The following is a 17593-nucleotide window of genomic DNA, read 5'->3' as shown; positions in this document are numbered from 1 at the left end:
CTCACATGCACAACCTCGCCATGGCCGCATGAACCGACCGGCCTCGAACCCGGCTCTGACCTGCCCGAATACGACCTTCTGCAACACGCTTTAGGGCGTGTTGCGAAAGTTCCGTCCGGCCGGAACGCCTGGCACGCACGGGGCGACTGCCCGACCCGGCGGACGGGTCGCTTCGGCCGGGCCGCGTCCGCGCGGCCGGTGCCCGGGGCCCGCAGCGCACGCGAAGAGGGGCGGGACGCCCGAAGCGTCCCGCCCCTCCCGTATGCGCCCGCGGCCGTCAGACGGCGGCGAAGCCCTTCTTCAGGGCGGCGGCGATCTCCACGGAGCGACGGGTCTGGAACTCGATCGCGGCCAGGTTCTCGCCCACCACGTTGTTGGCCTCGTTCGCCGAGACACTGCTCGTGCCGTACGGGTTGCCGTTGGCGGGGGCGAACTGCACCGGGTCGGCGTAACCGGGCGCCACGACGACCGCGCCCCAGTGGTAGAAGGTGTTGTTCAGCGCCAGCAGCGTCGACTCCTGGCCGCCGTGCGCGGTCGAGGTCGAGGTGAACGCCGAGGCGACCTTGTTGACGAGCTTGCCCTGCGCCCACAGGCCACCGGTGGTGTCGATGAACTGCTTGATCTGGGCGGCGGGCAGGCCGAAGCGGGTCGGCGAGCCGATCAGCACGACGTCGGCCCACTCCAGGTCCTCCGGCGAGGCGACCTCCACGTCACGGGTGGCCTCGACGTGGTCGGCCCACTCCTGCTTCGTCTCGATCACCGACTGCGGGGCCAGCTCTGCCACCTTGCGCAGCCGTACCTCCGCACCGGCCTTCTCCGCGGCACTCGCGGCGGCGACGGCCAGGGCGTGGACGTTGCCGGTGGACGAGTAGTAGATGACTGCGACGTTGGTCATGACAGACCTGCTCCTTGACTTCGGGTGACGGGCACCGGCTGAACGGAAGGGCCCGTTCGCGACCTTCTCCGAACGGTACGGCGACGATCCACGGGCCCGGGGAAAGTCCGTCAAGTCCCGCCCCCGGATGTCACTTTCCGGCGAGGAAGCGCAGCAGGAGGTCCTTGTCCTCGCCGGTCGTCCGGATCCCGAACAGGTCGTCCAGCGCCGACACCGCCTCCGCCGGGCTCAGCTCGCTCCGCTCGACGCGCCCGTCCGGGTACTGGAACTCGAGCGCCCTGTCCCGCAGCAGCCGGCGCTCCTTCTCCGCCTGCTTCTGGACGACGAGATGCCCGACGAAGGGCGAGCCGGGCCGGGTGGAGGAGAGGTAGTGCGCGGCCTCGAAGTCGATCCGGAACTGCGGCTCCTGACGGAAGCCGAACATGTCGAACCACCCCTGGGGCTGGGGGATGCTCACCACCCAGTCCGGTCCCTCCGCGGCCAGCCGCCAGGTCCAGTCGCCGACCGTCGAGGTCGCGCCGTCCTCCAGCGGCAGCGCCTCCATCAGGTTGCTGTAGCCGTATCCGGCGTCGACCAGCCAGACCCGGTCGTCGGCGCGGACCAGCAGCACCGTGTGCGTACGGAAGCGGCGCCGGGTCTCGCCCTGCCGGATGCGGGCGAGGAGCCGCGTGACCGGGAAGCCGAGCCGGTCGAGAGCCGCGGCGAGCAGGAGGTTGTTCTCGTAGCAGTAGCCCCCGCGCCCCGCCTGGACCAGCTTCTCCTGGACCCGTTCGAGGTCGAGCGAGACCGGCCGGCCGAGCGCGATGTCGAGGTTCTCGAACGCGATCGCGGCCATGTGCCCGCGCTGGACGCGGTGCAGGGTGTCGGCGGTGGGCGTGCGCGGCCCGGTGAAGCCGATCCGCGCGAGGTACGCGTCGAGGTCGAGCAGCTCGCTCTGCCACTCCGGGTCGGTCTCCACCGCCACGGGCAGCCCGTACGTTCCCAGCATGGTTGTCTCCGTCTTCTCGGGATGTCCCGGGATGGCCCGGGAGGTCAGGGTCGGACGCGGTCTCCCGCGCCTCTCGGTCACTCGGTCTCTCGGTCTCTCAGCCACTCGGTCTCGCGGCCGCGCGGCCGGCCGGTCTCCCGGTCAGATGCGGTGCGGGTCGTCCCGCAGCAGCTCGGGAGGGATGGTGTCGGGGCAGACCGTCCCCTCGGTGACGCCGACGGTGGTGCAGGCGACGGCGAGAGGGTCGACGGCCATGGCGGGAGGGGCGGGAGGGGCGGCCGGGGCGGCGGGAACGGCGGGGGGATCGATCACCGGGGGGAGGAGCGGCGGCCTGAGCGCCGCCGCAAGCCCGGCCGCGAGCGCCGCGCCCAGCACCGGGCCGATCAGATAGGCGGTCAGGAAACCGAAGTTCCCCGCCCACAGCGCGGGCCCGAACTGCCGCGCCGGATTGACCGACCCGCCCGCCATCGGCCCGAGGACCACGATGAATCCGGTGATGCACAGCCCCACCACGGGAGGGATCAGCCACTCCCAGCGCGGCCGGATCAGCAGCGCCGCCACCGCCGTCATACAGATCAGCTGCGCCACGGTCTCGGCGGTCAGGACGCCCCAGAACCCCCAGTCGGGCTGCGGGGCGACGGCCGCCCAGCCGACCTGCGGCACCCCCACGTCCGCTCCCCACACCAGCCGGGCGAGCCCCACCCCGGCCACGGCGCCGGTCATCTGCGCGACGCAGAAGGGCAGCACGTCCCGCCCGGGGAAGACGCGCAGCAGCCAGAGCCCGATGCTCACCGACGGGTTCATGTGCCCCGCCGTCCTGCGGGACATCGAGTAGTGGATGATCACCGTGTTGACGACGCCGAAGAAGACGCCGAGCGCGACGAAGGCCGCGCGTCCTCGCAGTACGGAGCCGAGCGGCGCGTCCGGAGCGAAGATCCAGCGGGCCGTGGTGACGATGAGGAAGAGGATCCCCGCCGTGATCAGGAACTCCAGGACGACGGTGCGGACGCGAGGCGAGAGGGTCGACCGGCGGGCGGCGCGGTGACGGCTCCTGTTGGTCATGGTGACCAGCTCCCAGCTGTGATGCGGTTGGAACGGGTGGCGCGCGTGGTGCGGGGCGTACACATGCGTCCGCGGCGCCGCCCACGGCCGAAAGGCCGTGCACGACGCCGCAGCAGGGCGAAAGAGCAGGTCAGAGCTCGATACGGACCTCGTAGGCGAGCGCCCAGGCGTTGAACTCGACCAGCCGCTCCATCACCGCCCGGGTTCCCCAGAGCCCACCGAGGGCCGCGTACTCCTCCAGCGGCTTGTCCAGGAGCTTCTGGATCCCCTCGCGCGGGACGAGCCGCAGCACCGGCGATCCGTCCGCGAGCAGCGCCTCGACCTTGGCGCGCAGCGCGGTGACGTACTCGACGTCCTGCGTGGAGGGGTAGGGGCTCTTCTTGCGTTCGAGCACCGACTGGGGCAGCACGTGCGCGGACGCCGCGCGCAGCAGGCTCTTCTCCCGGCCGTCGAAGTTCTTCATCTCCCACGGCACGTTGTAGACGTACTCGACGAGCCGGTGATCGGTGAACGGGACGCGGACCTCCAGGCTGGTGGACATCGAGATCCGGTCCTTGCGGTCCAGCAGGAACTTCTCCCAGTGCGTGATGTTGAGCCAGGTCAGCTCCTTCATCCGCTCCTCGTGCCGGGAGTCGCCGGCCAGCCGCGGCACCGCCTCCAGGGACTCGGTGTACCGCCGCTTGACGTACTCCTCAAGGGAGAGCCGGTCCCAGAGCCCGATCTCCTTGATCGTGTCCAGGCCGCCGAGCCGCCGCCAGGCGTCGTACCAGGGGAACGTGTCGCCGTTGACGGCCTCCTCGTCGAAGAACCAGTTGTAGCCGCCGAAGATCTCGTCGGCCGCCTCTCCCGAGAGTGCCACCGTGACGCGCTTCTTGAGCGCCTTGCACAGGTGGTAGAGGGAGTGCTCCATGTCACCGGTCGACACCGGCAGGTCCTGGGCGCGCAGCACCGCGGCCCGGACGCCCTCGTCGAGGATGTCGGTGTTCTCCAGCTCGACGATGACGTGGTCGGCGCCGGAGTGCTCGGCCACGTCGACGGCGTAGGGCGTGTCCGGGTCCATCCAGATGCCGTTGTCGCGGAACGTCTTGCCGTGGTCCTTGAAGTCGATCGAGAAGGCGGTGATCCGCTCGTCGGAGCCCTGGTCGCGCAGCACCTTGGCGGCGATCGCGGTCACCGCGCTGGAGTCGAGACCGCCGGAGAGCAGGGTGCCGACCTTCACGTCGGCGATCAGCTGCCGCTCGATGATGTCCTCGAGCAGCTCGCGGACCTTCGCGATGGTGGCGTCGAGGTCGTCGGTGTGCGGGCGGGCCTGGAGCGTCCAGTACGTACGCGTGGTCGAGCCCGTGCGGGAGAAGCGGACGACGGTGCCGGGGACGACCTCGTGCATGCCCTTGAAGACGGCGTGGCCGGGGGTGTTGATGATGGCGAAGATCTCCGCCAGACCCTCGGCGTCGACCACCGCCTCCGCCTCGGGGTGGGCGAGGATCGCCTTGGGCTCGGAGCCGAAGAGGACGCCGTCGGCGGTGGGGTAGTAGTAGAGCGGCTTGACGCCCATCCGGTCGCGGACCAGGAGGAGCTCCTCGGTGCGCGGGTCCCAGATGGCCAGCGCGTACATGCCGTTGAGGCGCTCGGCGAACTCCTCGCCCCACTCCAGGTACGCGCGCAGCACCACCTCGGTGTCCGAGGAGGTGCGGAACTCGTGGCCGAGACCGGCGAGTTCCTCCTTCAGCTCGCGGAAGTTGTAGACCTCACCGGTGTAGATGAGGACGGGCCTGCTGTCGTCGCCGGGAACGGCGTGCATGGGCTGACGGCCGTTCTCCAGGTCGATGATGGAGAGACGGCGGTGCCCCAGGGCGGCGTGGCGGGAGAGCCAGACGCCCCCGTCGTCCGGGCCCCGGCACTCCAGGGTCCGGGTCATGGCCTCGGCGGTGTCGCCGCCGAGCGTCAGATCGCGGTCGTAGGCGACCCAGCCGGTGAGTCCGCACATGGCGCCTCAGGTCCTTTCCTCGAAAAACGGTGAGCGGGATGTACGGAGTCAGGTGCGGGCGGGGCGGGCCGGCGCGGGGACCGGGACCCAGCCCGCGGTGTCCCAGTGGGCCAGCTGGCGCAGCGCGGAGCGCTCGCCGATCTCGGCGACCCGCTCGCCGCCCAGGATCAGCGTGCTGGGCCGGTCCGGGGAGAACACCGGGACGGTGGGGGCGTTCGGGCTGCTCGGCGCCCCGCCGCGGGCGAAGGAGGAGAGCAGGTCGATGAAGGTGTCCGAGACCCGGCGCTCCAGCGGGCCGTCGCCGTAGTTCGGGGCGTTGACCGCGGAGTCGTAGCTGCCGAAGAGGAACTTGGAGGTGGCCTCGTGCGGGGTTCCGGTCAGCGGCGGCGCCACCGGGTGGGCGAACTCCATCAGATAGCTGGGGACCGTGGGCCGTTCCCGGGCCTGGCGTTCGGCGAGCCGGGTGATCTGGAAACGGAAGAGGCTGTCGCCCCAGATCGCTCCCCAGATCGAGACCGGGTCCTGGGGCAGCCCGTCGATGGACGCGGCCCGGCGGTACGCGGAGACGACCGCGTCGACCTCGGTGTCGGCGACGTGGACGGCGCCCTTGTGGAGGATGGCCCGGATGGCCGTCCGCAGGCTCTCGTCGTCGGTGGGGTGCGGGCCGGGGAAGGGATAGCCGGGGCCGGTGGTGAAGAAGGTCCCCTCGGTGCGGCCGTAGATCGCCAGGGTCGGCAGGTCGGGGGTGGGCAGCTCGAAGTCGTGGCCGAGCATCCACCGGCCGTCGACGACGGGCCCCTGGTACTCGCGCCAGGTGGATATCTCCCGAAGGGTGGGATCGCCGGAGAAGATCTGCTCCCAGGTGCCCTTGAGCCGCTCGGCCGGTACGGCGCGCAGGCCCCGCACGGTGGTGCCCAGCTTGCGGGCGACCAGCTCGAAGACCCGGACGGAGTCCTCCGGGCTCATCGAACTGGCCGGCTCCCAGACGTGCTTGGCGCTGATCGGGACGATCCGCTTGACGATGCCGCGCAGCTCCGGAAGCAGGGCGAGCTGCCAGGTCGAGGAGCCGCCCGCGGAGGTGCCGGCGAGGGTGATGTTGTCCGGGTCGCCGCCGAAGGCCGCCGCGTTGCGCCGCACCCAGTGCACCAGCGCCACCTGGTCCTGGAGGCCCCAGTTGGAGAAGCCGCCGGTGCGGGCGTCCGCGAGATCGGGGTGCAGGCCCCAGCCCAGGGCCCCCAGGCGGTAGTTGAAGGTCACCACGACCATGTCGCCCCGGGCGGCGGGCCGGGCGCCGTCGTAGTCGGGTTCGCTGCCCGCGCCCAGGAACCAGCCGCCACCGTGGATGTAGATCACGACCGGCCGGGAACCCCGGGTGTCGGGGGTCCAGACGTTGGCGTACAGGCTGTCCTCGCTGGAGCCCGGAAGGTACGACTGGTACGAGACGGGGGCGAACACGGTCGCGTCCCGCACCCCGCTCCACGGCTCGGCCGGCCGCGGCGAGCGGTAGCGCAGCGCGCCGACCGGGGGAGCGGCGTAGGGGACCCCGCGGAAGACGGACAGGCCGCCGGACCGCTCACCCCTGATCAGACCACCGCCGACCCGGGTGACCACGTCCGTGCTCTGCGCGGCGGACGCGGTGCCGGCCGTGGCGGCGCCCGTCACGGTCATCGCGGTCGCCATTGCTGCGGCGCCCGCGACGACCGTACGTCTGCGCGGACTGTACGGCGGCTCATGTCCAACTCCCGACCGGTCCATAAACAAAACTCCCCGGGTATGCGAATGCCGAAAGACGGCACGTCGAAGAGTGACGACGGTGCGAGGGTGCCGTACGCTCCTGGCGCGGCCAATCGGCGTCGGCGTACTCAGTCAGGTCAGTCGGAGCGCTGCCGCCTGCCGATGTCACGGTGACCTGACGGATTCACTCCCGAAGCTTTGAGCACACTCGTCGGGGTCGGCAGGATCGAGGTATGACAACGTCGATTCTGGACTCGCGCCCCCTTTTCGACCTGGGTGCCGACATTCACATCGCGGCTACCGCCGACAAGATCTACTCGATCGTCAGTGACATGAAGCGGCATTCCGAGTGGAGCTCGGAACTCCAGGACGGAAAGTGGCTGTCCGGGGAGCCGGGCCAGGTCGGTTCGATCTTCGAGGGAGAGAACTTCCGAAGCGACGACATCGTGTCCTGGGCGCCGCTCATCCGCGGAATCTGGCACACGAAGTCGGAAGTCGTGGAGACCACTCCGGGTCGTGCGTTCCGCTGGAAGATCCACTCGAAGACCGGTGCTCCGCAGGAACTCACCTGGTCCTTCCTCATCGAGCCCGACGAGAACGGCGCCACGCTCACCCAGACATTCCGTATGGGATACGCGTCGCCCGGAATCCACGAGATCACCAAGGACATGGACGAGAGCGAGAAGCGGAAGTTCATCGCCGACTGGACCGAGAAGATGACCCGGGACGTCACCGAGACGCTGGGCAGGATCAAGGTCGTCGTCGAGAAGGACTGACGCTCCCTCCGCCTTCCGGAACGACGCGGTGACGGGCCGGCCCGCCTGGGCCGGCCCCTCGCACGCCCGGGCCCTGGGTCGTGTCCCGAACCCCCGGCCCCGTCCGACCGGTGCCCCGAACCTCCGGTCCCGTCCGACCGGTGCCACGCCCCCGGCCCCGTCCGGCCGCGGGCGTTCCCCCCGGGCCCTTCCGCCCGGGGGCCCAGAACTCGGCCCCGCGTGACCGTCGGGGCCGGCAGTCTCGGCTCCGTGTGACCGCGGGCCGGGAGTCTCGGCCCCGCGTGACCGTCGGGGCCGGCAGCCTCGGCTCCGTGTGACCGCCGGCCGAGGGCCTCGGCGCCGACCGAGGAACCCGCCCCGCACCGCCGGGGCCGTGAACCCCCACACCCCCACGCTCCCCCCACGCTCCCCCCACGTCCCCCCACGCCCACAGCACGGAGATAGGGGCGCGCGACGGACGCGCGTCCACGACGAGGGGAATCCCCATGCTTTCCAGACGACGGTTCATCGGTACCGCTCTCGCCGCAGGCGGGACGGTGGCCACCGGCGCAGCCCTGACCCCGCTGCTCGGCTCCGCGTCGGCCTCCGCGGCCGGCGCGACCGCCGTCGCGTTCTTCACCCAGCCGATGCCGCTGCCGCAGGTCATCGCGCCCAGCTCCACCGCCAACGGGGTGGACACCTACAACATCTCGATCAAACGGACCAGCAAGGAGATCCTGCCCGGCAAGTTCACCGAGGTCTTCACCTTCAACGGCGGCTTCCCCGGGCTCATCCGGGCCACGTCCGGCCGCCCGGTCGTCATCAACCAGTACAACAAGCTGACCATGCCGGCCTCGATCCACCTGCACGGCGGTCACGTGGCCCCGGAGCACGACGGCGACCCGATGGCGACCATCGCGCCCGGCGGCGTCCGCACGTACCACTACCCCAACCGGCAGGCGCACGCGCCGCTCTGGCTGCACGACCACGCCCACCACATGGAGTCCGAGCACGTCTACCGCGGCCTGTCCGCGTTCTACCTGCTCACGGACGCCGAGGAGAAGGCGCTTCCGCTGCCCTCCGGTCCGTACGACGTGCCGATCATGCTCCGCGAGGGCCACTTCGACGACAAGGGGCAGCTCGTCTACACGATGGACGACTTCCGCAGTCGCTCCACCATCATCGCCAACGGCAAGGCGTGGCCGTACTTCCAGGTCACCGCGCGGAAGTACCGCTTCCGGCTGCTCAACTCCACCAACCTGCGGTTCTTCACGCTCCGGCTCGCGGACGGCTCGCCGTTCATCCAGATCGGCTCCGACGGCGGCCTCCTGGAGAAACCTTTCTCCACCGACACCGTCGCCCTCTCGCCGGGAGAGCGCGCCGACGTCGTCATCGACTTCTCCCGCTACCCCGTCGGCACCCGGCTGGTCCTGGAGAACACCGAGGGCCCCGGGCCCGCCGAGCTGACGGGCAAGGTGCTCCGCTTCGACGTGGTGAAGACCACGACCGACGCCAGCTCCGTCCCCGCCACCCTGCGCACCCTGCCCCCGCTGCCGCCCGTCACCGGCCACCGGACCGTCGTCATGAGCATGGACGAGGACGGGCGTCCCCAGCCCCAGGGCTATATGGACGGAAAGGTCTACGACCACGACCGCATCGACAACACCGTCCCGTTCGGAGGCTCGGAGATCTGGACGGTGACCAACAGCAACCAGGCGATTCCGCACAACTTCCATATTCACCTCGTGCAGTTCCGCGTATTGGAACGGAACGGAAATCCGCCCGGTCCGGCCGAGGCGGGACTCAAGGACACGATCCGGGTCATGCCAGGCGAGACGGTGAAGTTCCAGGCGACTTTCGACAGCTATCGCGGAAAGTATCTGTACCACTGCCACATGCTCGACCACGCGGCCATGGGAATGATGGCCCAGATGGAAATCGTGTGAACGGAGTACGAACCGGAACGCGAAACGCCGCACCACGCTGTACAGGTGGCCTCGCGCACCCGCGAACCGGAACTCCGTCCGACCTGATGGATCCTCGGCCCACTTGACGGAGTGCGGTGGCCGGCATTGGCCGCGCCACCGCGCCCGGCACATGATTCGAACGAATTCCGGGCCGGTCGGCCCTGCTTCGGACACCGGTTCGGTGTCCCGCCGGCCGGCCCTTCGCCCGCCCCGCGCGCTCTGCTCGTGCCATGCCCCGCGCTCTTCCCGCCGAGCGGATCTCCGCCACGAAGAATGCCGCCGCACCGTCGCCCTGTCGTCTTAGGAGAGACCCCCAGTGGACAACACTCTGCTCGACATCCGGCAAAGGCCGGCTCTGCAACAGCCCGTCTGGGAAGACGAGTCGCAGGTCGAACGCGTACGGGAGGAGCTGAGCGTCCGGCCCGCGCTGGTCAGCCCGCAGGACGTGCACACCCTGCGCACGCTCCTCGCCCGCGTCGCCGCCGGCGAGGCAGTGATCGTCCAGTCCGGGGACTGCTCCGAGGACCCGGACGAGTCCACCGCCCAGCACGTCGCCCGCAAGGCCGCCGTCCTCGACCTGCTCGCCGGCGCCATGAAGATGATCACCCACAAGCCGGTGATCCGCGTGGGCCGCATGGCGGGCCAGTTCGGCAAGCCGCGCTCCAACAACACCGAGAAGATCGGTGAGCTCGAACTCCCGGTCTACCGAGGGCACATGGTGAACGGGCCCGAGCCCGACCCGGAGTCCCGCCGCCCCGACCCGCTGCGCCTGCTCACCGGCTACATGGCCGCCAACGACATCATGGGTCACCTCGGCTGGCGCAAGCCCGTCGGCCGCCCGGTCATCGACCCGCCCGTGTGGACCAGCCACGAGGCCCTGCTCCTCGACTACGAGGTGCCGATGCTCCGCCGCGACGACGAGGGCCGGCTGCTGCTCGCCTCCACCCACTTCCCGTGGATCGGCGAGCGCACCCGCCGGACGGACGGCGCCCATGTCGCCCTGCTCGCCGAGGTCGTCAACCCGGTCGCCTGCAAGGTCGGCCCCAGCATGTCCACCGACGAGCTGCTCACCCTCTGCGAGATCCTCGACCCCGCCCGCGAGCCCGGCAGGCTCACCCTCATCGCCCGGATGGGCGCCGAGAACGTCGCCCAGAAGCTGCCGCCGCTCGTCGAGGCCGTCCGCGCCGCCGGACACCCGGTCATCTGGCTCACCGACCCGATGCACGGCAACACCGTCAACGCCCCCGGCGGTCTGAAGACCCGCTACACCACGACCATCGAGCGGGAGATCTCCGAGTTCCAGCTCGCCGTGCGCTCCTCCGGAGGCATCGCGGGCGGCGTGCACCTGGAGACCACCCCCGACGACGTCACCGAGTGCGTGCTCGGCGAACAGTGGGCGGGCCGCTGCGGCGAGTACTACACCAGCTTCTGCGACCCCCGCCTGAACCCCGGCCAGGCCGTCACGGTCCTGTCCGCCTGGCGCGCCTGACGCCCCGCGGCCGGCGGCCCGCGCCCGGCGCCCCGCCGTCGCCGCCCACGACCCACGCCACGACCTACCGGAGGAACCGTCATGCAGGACAAGATCGCCCTTGTCACCGGCGCCGCGGGGGGCATCGGCGCCGCGGTGGTCCACGCACTGGCCGACCGGGGTGTCACGGTCGCCGCCGTCGACCGCGACGAGACCACGTTGAAGCAGCGGGTCGCCGCGTACACCGCCGAGGGGCTGGCCGTCGAGGCGTTCCCCGCCGACGTCACGGACAGCGCCCAGGTCAACGCCCTCGTGGACGAGGTCGAGCGGCGCCTCGGCCCGATCGACTACCTCGTGAACTCGGCCGGCGTCCTGCGCCTGGGGCCCGTGCGCACCTTCACCGACGAGGACTGGGCCGCCACCTTCGCCGTCAACGCCACCGGCGTCTTCCAGGTCTCCCGGGCCGTCGTCGACCGCATGATCCCGCGCGGCTCCGGGGCGCTGGTGACGGTCGCCTCCAACGCCGCCAACACCCCGCGCAGCGAGATGGCCGCCTACGCCGCCTCCAAGGCCGCCGCCTCCCTCTTCACCAAGTCACTGGGCCTGGAGGTCGCGCGGTACGGCATCCGCTGCAACCTGGTCGCGCCCGGCTCCACCGACACCCCGATGCTCTCCTCGATGTGGCACGACGAGTCCGGTCCCAAGGGCACCATCGAGGGCCGCCCGGAGGCGTTCCGGGTCGGCATCCCGCTGAAGAAGCTGGCGCTGCCCACCGACATCGCCGACGCGGTCGTCTTCCTCCTGTCCGACCAGGCGTCCCACATCACGCTCCACGACCTCACGGTCGACGGCGGCGCGTCCCTCGGCGCGTAGACACCTCCGGCGCCGGGCCCTGCGGGGCCCGTGGCCGAGACGCCGAGCCCCGGGCGCCAGGTCCCGGGAACCCGTGGCCCCGCGCCGCGCGGCCGGCCGGTCGCGCGGCCGGTGGCGTCACCCCTCATCCGCTCACGTACCCGAGAGGACGGTCATGGCCGGGATACCGCCCATCGAGGCCTATCCGTTGCCGACGGCCGGCTCGCTGCCGCCCGCCACCCCGCACTGGACCGTGGACCCGGACCGCGCGGTCCTGCTCGTCCACGACATGCAGCGCTACTTCCTGGCGCCGTTCCCCTCGCCGCTGCGCGAGGAGATCATCGCCAACGCCGCGCTGCTCCGCGACCGCTGCGCCGCACACGGCGTCCCGGTGGCGTACACCGCCCAGCCCGGCGGCATGACCCCCGAACAGCGCGGCCTGCTCGCCGACTTCTGGGGGCCCGGCATGCGCGTCGACCCCGTGGACCGCGAGGTCGTGGAGCCCCTCGCGCCCACGTCCGGCGACTGGCTGCTCACCAAGTGGCGATACAGCGCCTTCTTCAAGACCGACCTGCTGGAGCGGATGCGGTCCCAGGGGCGCGACCAGCTGATCATCTGCGGCGTGTACGCCCATGTCGGCGTCCTCGCCAGCGCCGTCGAGGCCTTCACGAACGACATCGAGACCTTCCTGGTCGCCGACGCGCTCGGCGACTTCACCGAGGACGAGCACCGCCTGACCCTCACGTACGCGGCCAAGCGCTGCGCCGTCGTCACCACAACGAAGGAGGTGCTGGGATGAGCGCGCCCGTCCCGCAGGACCTGCTCGGCCGCATCCTCGGCCCCAACCCGCCCGCCTTCGCGCTCCTGTACCGGCCCGAGACCACCGGCCCCGGAGCCGTCGACCTGCTCACGGGCGACATCTCGCTGCCCGCGACCCTCGCCGACATCCCCGTACGGCAGGACACCGGCGCCGGGCGCCACGACGTCCTCGCCGTCGTCCCGTACCGCCAGATCGGCGAGCGCGGCTACGACCACGCCGACGACGACGCGCCGCTCATCGCCATGACCGTCGAGGAGCAGGCCACCCTGCCGCTCGCCACCGTCCTGGCCGCGCTCCCCGACGTCCCGATCACCCTCGGCGACGGCGGCTTCGACGTCGACGACGACGCCTACGCGGAGATCGTGCGCCGCATCGTCGCCGACGAGATCGGCACCGGCGAGGGCGCGAACTTCGTCATCCGCCGCTCCTTCACCGCCGAGATCACCGACTACGGCCCCGGCAGCGCCCTCACCTTCTTCCGCCGCCTGCTCCAGCGCGAGACCGGCGCGTACTGGACCTTCGTCATCCACACCGGCGAGCGCACCTTCGTCGGCGCCTCGCCGGAACGGCACGTCAGCCTCGCCGACGGCGCCGCCGTGATGAACCCCATCAGCGGCACGTACCGCTATCCGGCGTCCGGGCCCACCCTCCCCGGCGTGCTCGACTTCCTCGCCGACCGCAAGGAGGTCGACGAGCTGTACATGGTCGTCGACGAGGAACTGAAGATGATGGCCCGGATCTGCGAAGACGGCGGCCGGGTCGTCGGCCCGTACCTCAAGGAGATGGCCCGCCTCGCCCACACCGAGTACTTCATCGAGGGGCAGACCGACCGCGACCCGCGCGAGATCCTGCGCGAGACGCTGTTCGCGCCGACGGTGACCGGCTCGCCGCTGGAGAGCGCGGCCCGTGTCATCGCCAAGTACGAGCCGCACGGCCGGGGCTACTACAGCGGCATCGTCGCCCTCATCGGCCGCGACGCCCTCGGCGGCCGGGCCATGGACTCCGCCATCCTCATCCGTACCGCCGACATCGACGCGGCCGGCCGCGTCTCCATCGGCGTCGGCGCCACCCTGGTGCGGCACTCCGACCCCGAGTCGGAGGTCGCCGAGACCCGCGCCAAGGCCGCCGGGCTGCTCTCCGCCCTCCAGGAGGACGGCGTCGCGCGCTTCCGCGCCCATCCGCGGGTGCGCGAGGCTCTGGAGCAGCGCAACGCGACCATCGCCGGTTTCTGGCTGGCGGGCGAGGCGGGCCGGGGGACTCCGGACCCGGTGCTCGCCGGACAGCGCGTCCTGATCGTCGACGCCGAGGACACCTTCACCTCGATGATCGGACAGCAGGTGCGGGCCCTGGGACCGGAGGTGACGCTCCGCCGCTTCGACGAGGAGTACGCCTTCGACGGCTACGACCTCGTCATCATGGGCCCCGGCCCCGGCGACCCGCGCGAGGCCGGACACCCCAAGATCGCCCACCTGCGGGAGGCGGTCTCCACCCTGCTGCGGGAACGCCGGCCGTTCCTCGCGGTCTGCCTCAGCCACCAGGTCCTCAGCCTGCGCCTCGGCCTGGACCTCGCCCGCCGTGACGTGCCCAACCAGGGCGTGCAGAAGGAGATCGACCTCTTCGGCAGCCGCGAGCGGGTCGGCTTCTACAACACCTTCGCCGCCCGCAGCGACACCGACCGGTTCCACAGCGCGGGCGTCGGCGACATCGAGGTCAGCCGCGACCCGGACACCGGGGAGGTGCACGCCCTGCGCGGACCGCACTTCGCGTCCATGCAGTTCCACGCCGAGTCCGTGCTCACCCAGCGCGGCCCGCGGATCGTCGCCGCCATGCTCGGCGGCCTCGTGAAGAACGCCGCGGTCGGCGGTGCCGTGGCCGCCGGCGTGCCCGTCGCATGACCGGCCCCCTCGTCGTCCTCGTCGGACCCATGGGCTCGGGCAAGTCCACCGTGGGCGCGCTCCTCGCGGAACGCCTCGGCGCCGCCCACCGGGACACCGACGAGGACATCGCCGCCGCCCAGGGCCGCCGGATCACCGAGATCTTCGCGACCGACGGGGAGGCGCGCTTCCGCGTCCTGGAACGCCGGGCGGTCAGGGCGGCCGTGGCCGAACACGACGGGGTGCTGTCCCTCGGCGGCGGCGCCGTCACCGACGCCGCCACCCGGGCCCTGCTCGCCGGACGGCCCGTCGTCCATCTCGCGCTCGACGCCGAGGAGGCCGTACGGCGGGTGGGCGGCGGCGCCGGCCGGCCCCTGCTCGGCGGCCAGGGAGCCCACGGCGGCAGCGGCGCGGGCGACCGCGCGGAAGCGGGCGCGGACGGCGAAGCCGAGGCCGCCGCACGCTGGCGGACGCTGATGGAAGCGCGCCGCCCCCTGTACGCGCAGGTCGCCCGCGCGGTCGTGGACACCTCGGGCCGCACCCCCGACGAGGTCGTCACCGCCGTGCTCCACGCCTTGGAGCTGACCCACTCATGACATCGCCCCCACGGGACGTGACCACCCTTCCGGTCGGCGGATCGGCGGGCTCGGAGCCGTATGACGTGCTGGTCGGACAGCGGCTGTACGGCGAGCTTCCCGCCCTCGTCGGCGACAAGGCCGTGCGGGTGGCCGTGATCCACCCGGCCGCGCTCGCCCCGCTCGCCGACCGGATCGCCGACGTGCTCGCCGCCCCCGGCCGGACCGTCGTGCCGGTCCGGGTCCCGGACGCCGAGGAGGCCAAGACCGCCGGGGTCGCCGCCGCCTGCTGGGGGACGCTCGGCCGGCACGGCTTCACCCGTACCGACGTCGTCGTGGGTGTGGGCGGCGGCGCGACCACCGACCTGGCCGGTTTCGTGGCGGCGAGCTGGCTGCGGGGCGTGCGCTGGATCGCCGTCCCCACCACGGTCCTCGCCATGGTCGACGCGGCCGTGGGTGGCAAGACCGGCATCAACACCGCCGAGGGCAAGAACCTCGTCGGAGCCTTCCACCCGCCCGCCGGAGTGCTCTGCGACCTGTCGGTCCTGAAGACGCTGCCCGCCGAGGAGTACGCGGGCGGGCTCGCCGAGATCGTCAAGGCCGGGTTCATCGCCGACCCGGCCATCCTCGACCTGATCGAGGAGGACCCGCGGGCGGCCCGTACGCCCGCAGGACCGCACACCGCCGAGCTGATCGTCCGGTCGATCCGGGTCAAGGCCGAGGTCGTCTCCGGCGACCTCAAGGAGTCGGGGCGGCGCGAGATCCTCAACTACGGCCACACCCTGGCCCACGCGATCGAGAAGAACGAGCGCTACACATGGCGCCACGGCGCCGCCGTCTCCGTCGGCATGGTCTTCGCCGCCGAACTCGGCCGGCTCGCCGGACGGCTCGACGACGCCACCGCCGACCGCCACCGCGCCGTCCTGGAATCGGTCGGCCTGCCGCTGACCTACCGGGCCGACGCCTGGCCCGCGCTGCTGGAGGCCATGCGGGTCGACAAGAAGACCCGCGGCGACCTGCTGCGCTTCATCGTCCTCGACGGACCGGGGCCCGGCAGGCCCGGAGTCCTCGAGGGCCCCGGCCCCGACCTGCTCGCCACCGCGTACCGCGAGGTGTCCCCATGACCACCGTCCCCACCGCCCTCTCGGCCCGGATCCCCGGCTCCAAGAGCATCACCAACCGCGCCCTGCTGCTCGCCGCGGCCGCCGAGGGCACGACCGGCCTGCGGGCCCCGCTCGTCAGTGACGACACCCTCGCCTTCCGCACCGCGCTGACCGGACTCGGCACCCCCGTCCGCGCCACCCCCGACGACAGCCGCTGGGACGTCACCGGCAGCGGCCGCGGCCCCCGCGGCACCGCCCGGGTCTGGTGCGCCGACGCGGGGACGGCGGCCCGCTTCCTGCCGCCGTTCGCGGCCACCGGGCGGGGCACGTTCACCTTCGACGGTTCGGCGCAGCTGCGCGCCCGCCCCCTCGCCCCGCTGACCGACGCGCTGACACGGCTCGGCGCCCGGGTCCGCGGCGAGGAACCCGACGGAGCGGAGCACCGGGCCGGAGAGCCGGGACGCGGGGAGGGGACGCTGCCGCTGACGCTGGAGTCCGACGGACTCGCGGGCGGCCGGATCACCCTGGACTCCTCGCTTAGCAGTCAGTACCTCACCGGTCTGCTGATGGCGGCGCCGCTCATGGACGCCGGGCTCACCGTCGAGGCGCGTGACCTCGTCAGCCGCCCGTACATCGACATGACCCTCGCCCTGATGCGGCACTTCGGCGCCGAGGTGTCGGAGCGGGACGGTGCCATCGCGGTCGCCCCCGGCCGCTACCGGGCCACCGACCTCGCCGTCGAACCCGACGCCTCCACCGCCTCCTACGTCTTCGCCGCCGCGGCCGTCACCGGAACGGCCGTCGCCGTGCCCGGTCTCGGCAGCGGCAGCCTCCAGGGCGATCTGCGCTTCGTCGACGCCCTGCGGCGGGCCGGCGCCCGGGTCGACACCGGCGCGAGCTCGACGACCGTCACGGGAACGGTGACCGACACGGGCGCGGTGACCGGCGGGGCGAGGCTCCGCGGCGGCTTCACGATCGACATGGGGCCGATCTCCGACACCTTCATGACCCTCGCGGCGATCGCCCCGCTCGCGGACGCGCCGATCACCATCACCGGCATCGCCCACGCCCGGCTGAAGGAGTCCGACCGGATCGCTGCCGTCGCGCAGAACCTCCGCGCCTGCGGCATCCGGGTCGAGGAGGGTCCCGACCGGATCACCGTGCACCCCGGCCTCCCGCGTCCCACGCGGATCGCCTGCCACCGGGACCACCGGATCGCCATGGCCTTCTCGGTGCTCGGCCTCGCGGTCCCGGGGACGATCACGCTGGACGATCCGGCGTGCGTGGCCAAGACGTTCCCGGGCTTCCACGACGAGATGGCCCGGCTGTTCCCTACGTACGCACAGGAGGAACTTCGGTGAGCAGGTTGCGTTGGCTGACAGCGGGGGAGTCGCACGGACCCGCGCTCGTGGCGACGTTGGAGGGCCTTCCCGCCGGCGTCCCGGTCACCACGGAGCTGGTGGCGGAGCACCTCGCGCGGCGGCGCCTCGGCTATGGGCGCGGCGCCCGGATG

General features: G+C 72.0%; 15 protein-coding genes. 10 read left to right on the top strand and 5 right to left on the bottom strand.

The window, feature by feature from the left end; genetic code table 11:
- Positions 1-277: 277 nt before the first annotated feature.
- The 5 genes from wrbA to ACZ68P_RS35105 all read right to left on the bottom strand — a co-directional run bounded on the left by wrbA (position 278) and on the right by ACZ68P_RS35105 (position 6600).
- Positions 278-895, bottom strand: coding sequence for an NAD(P)H:quinone oxidoreductase (wrbA, locus tag ACZ68P_RS35125; protein WP_471013281.1), 618 nt, complete (start codon positions 893-895; stop codon positions 278-280).
- A 130-nt stretch (positions 896-1025) separates the two neighbouring features.
- Positions 1026-1883, bottom strand: a complete 858-nt coding sequence (locus tag ACZ68P_RS35120; RefSeq protein WP_471013280.1) for an arylamine N-acetyltransferase family protein — start codon at positions 1881-1883, stop codon at positions 1026-1028.
- A gap of 141 nt (positions 1884-2024) precedes the next feature.
- Complete coding sequence (locus ACZ68P_RS35115; RefSeq protein WP_471013279.1) at positions 2025-2945, bottom strand: MIP/aquaporin family protein; 921 nt, start codon at positions 2943-2945, stop codon at positions 2025-2027.
- 130 nt (positions 2946-3075) lie between these two features.
- A complete protein-coding gene (gene asnB, locus ACZ68P_RS35110; protein ID WP_471013278.1) occupies positions 3076-4932 on the bottom strand; it encodes an asparagine synthase (glutamine-hydrolyzing) in 1857 nt (618 codons plus the stop codon).
- 48 nt (positions 4933-4980) lie between these two features.
- On the bottom strand, positions 4981-6600 hold the full coding sequence (locus tag ACZ68P_RS35105) for a carboxylesterase family protein (protein WP_471013277.1): 1620 nt from the start codon (positions 6598-6600) through the stop codon (positions 4981-4983).
- Between the two features lie 299 nt (positions 6601-6899).
- Here ACZ68P_RS35105 and ACZ68P_RS35100 point away from each other — a divergent pair, with 299 nt between their 5' ends.
- The 10 genes from ACZ68P_RS35100 to ACZ68P_RS35055 all read left to right on the top strand — a co-directional run.
- Complete coding sequence (locus ACZ68P_RS35100; protein ID WP_365721654.1) at positions 6900-7442, top strand: SRPBCC family protein; 543 nt, start codon at positions 6900-6902, stop codon at positions 7440-7442.
- Between the two features lie 485 nt (positions 7443-7927).
- Positions 7928-9367 carry a multicopper oxidase family protein gene (locus ACZ68P_RS35095; protein ID WP_471013276.1) on the top strand — a complete coding sequence of 480 codons (1440 nt, stop codon included), beginning with the start codon at positions 7928-7930 and terminating at the stop codon, positions 9365-9367.
- Between the two features lie 337 nt (positions 9368-9704).
- Entirely contained in the window at positions 9705-10877 is a 1173-nt protein-coding gene (locus tag ACZ68P_RS35090; protein ID WP_471013275.1) for a 3-deoxy-7-phosphoheptulonate synthase, read from the top strand.
- Between the two features lie 81 nt (positions 10878-10958).
- Positions 10959-11729 carry a 2,3-dihydro-2,3-dihydroxybenzoate dehydrogenase gene (locus ACZ68P_RS35085; RefSeq protein WP_365721660.1) on the top strand — a complete coding sequence of 257 codons (771 nt, stop codon included), beginning with the start codon at positions 10959-10961 and terminating at the stop codon, positions 11727-11729.
- Between the two features lie 154 nt (positions 11730-11883).
- Entirely contained in the window at positions 11884-12507 is a 624-nt protein-coding gene (locus tag ACZ68P_RS35080) for an isochorismatase family protein (RefSeq protein ID WP_471013274.1), read from the top strand.
- Complete coding sequence (locus ACZ68P_RS35075) at positions 12504-14423, top strand: anthranilate synthase family protein (protein WP_471013273.1); 1920 nt, start codon at positions 12504-12506, stop codon at positions 14421-14423. Before ACZ68P_RS35080 ends, ACZ68P_RS35075 begins: the two co-directional genes overlap by 4 nt.
- A complete protein-coding gene (locus tag ACZ68P_RS35070; protein ID WP_471013272.1) occupies positions 14420-14998 on the top strand; it encodes a shikimate kinase in 579 nt (192 codons plus the stop codon). Before ACZ68P_RS35075 ends, ACZ68P_RS35070 begins: the two co-directional genes overlap by 4 nt.
- Positions 14995-16101, top strand: coding sequence for a 3-dehydroquinate synthase (aroB, locus tag ACZ68P_RS35065; RefSeq protein WP_471013271.1), 1107 nt, complete (start codon positions 14995-14997; stop codon positions 16099-16101). Before ACZ68P_RS35070 ends, aroB begins: the two co-directional genes overlap by 4 nt.
- Positions 16098-17441, top strand: coding sequence for a 3-phosphoshikimate 1-carboxyvinyltransferase (gene aroA, locus ACZ68P_RS35060; protein WP_471013270.1), 1344 nt, complete (start codon positions 16098-16100; stop codon positions 17439-17441). The genes aroB and aroA overlap by 4 nt, the downstream gene beginning before the upstream one ends.
- The coding region (locus tag ACZ68P_RS35055; protein ID WP_471013282.1) for a chorismate synthase at positions 17438-17593 on the top strand (156 nt) is incomplete at its 3' end. The genes aroA and ACZ68P_RS35055, both read left to right, overlap by 4 nt.

This window comes from Streptomyces sp. NPDC036822, from assembly GCF_055609145.1.
This window is presented reverse-complemented; position numbering and strand designations above follow the sequence as displayed.

What these genes read in the sequence shown, in the direction of transcription:
- wrbA (WP_471013281.1), bottom strand. Translation starts at nt 895, where the DNA reads ATGACCAACGTCGCAGTCATCTACTACTCGTCCACCGGCAACGTCCAC.
- ACZ68P_RS35120 (WP_471013280.1), bottom strand. Translation starts at nt 1,883, where the DNA reads ATGCTGGGAACGTACGGGCTGCCCGTGGCGGTGGAGACCGACCCGGAG.
- ACZ68P_RS35115 (WP_471013279.1), bottom strand. Translation starts at nt 2,945, where the DNA reads ATGACCAACAGGAGCCGTCACCGCGCCGCCCGCCGGTCGACCCTCTCG.
- asnB (WP_471013278.1), bottom strand. Translation starts at nt 4,932, where the DNA reads ATGTGCGGACTCACCGGCTGGGTCGCCTACGACCGCGATCTGACGCTC.
- ACZ68P_RS35105 (WP_471013277.1), bottom strand. Translation starts at nt 6,600, where the DNA reads ATGACCGTGACGGGCGCCGCCACGGCCGGCACCGCGTCCGCCGCGCAG.
- ACZ68P_RS35100 (WP_365721654.1), top strand. Translation starts at nt 6,900, where the DNA reads ATGACAACGTCGATTCTGGACTCGCGCCCCCTTTTCGACCTGGGTGCC.
- ACZ68P_RS35095 (WP_471013276.1), top strand. Translation starts at nt 7,928, where the DNA reads ATGCTTTCCAGACGACGGTTCATCGGTACCGCTCTCGCCGCAGGCGGG.
- ACZ68P_RS35085 (WP_365721660.1), top strand. Translation starts at nt 10,959, where the DNA reads ATGCAGGACAAGATCGCCCTTGTCACCGGCGCCGCGGGGGGCATCGGC.
- ACZ68P_RS35080 (WP_471013274.1), top strand. Translation starts at nt 11,884, where the DNA reads ATGGCCGGGATACCGCCCATCGAGGCCTATCCGTTGCCGACGGCCGGC.
- ACZ68P_RS35075 (WP_471013273.1), top strand. Translation starts at nt 12,504, where the DNA reads ATGAGCGCGCCCGTCCCGCAGGACCTGCTCGGCCGCATCCTCGGCCCC.
- ACZ68P_RS35070 (WP_471013272.1), top strand. Translation starts at nt 14,420, where the DNA reads ATGACCGGCCCCCTCGTCGTCCTCGTCGGACCCATGGGCTCGGGCAAG.
- aroB (WP_471013271.1), top strand. Translation starts at nt 14,995, where the DNA reads ATGACATCGCCCCCACGGGACGTGACCACCCTTCCGGTCGGCGGATCG.
- aroA (WP_471013270.1), top strand. Translation starts at nt 16,098, where the DNA reads ATGACCACCGTCCCCACCGCCCTCTCGGCCCGGATCCCCGGCTCCAAG.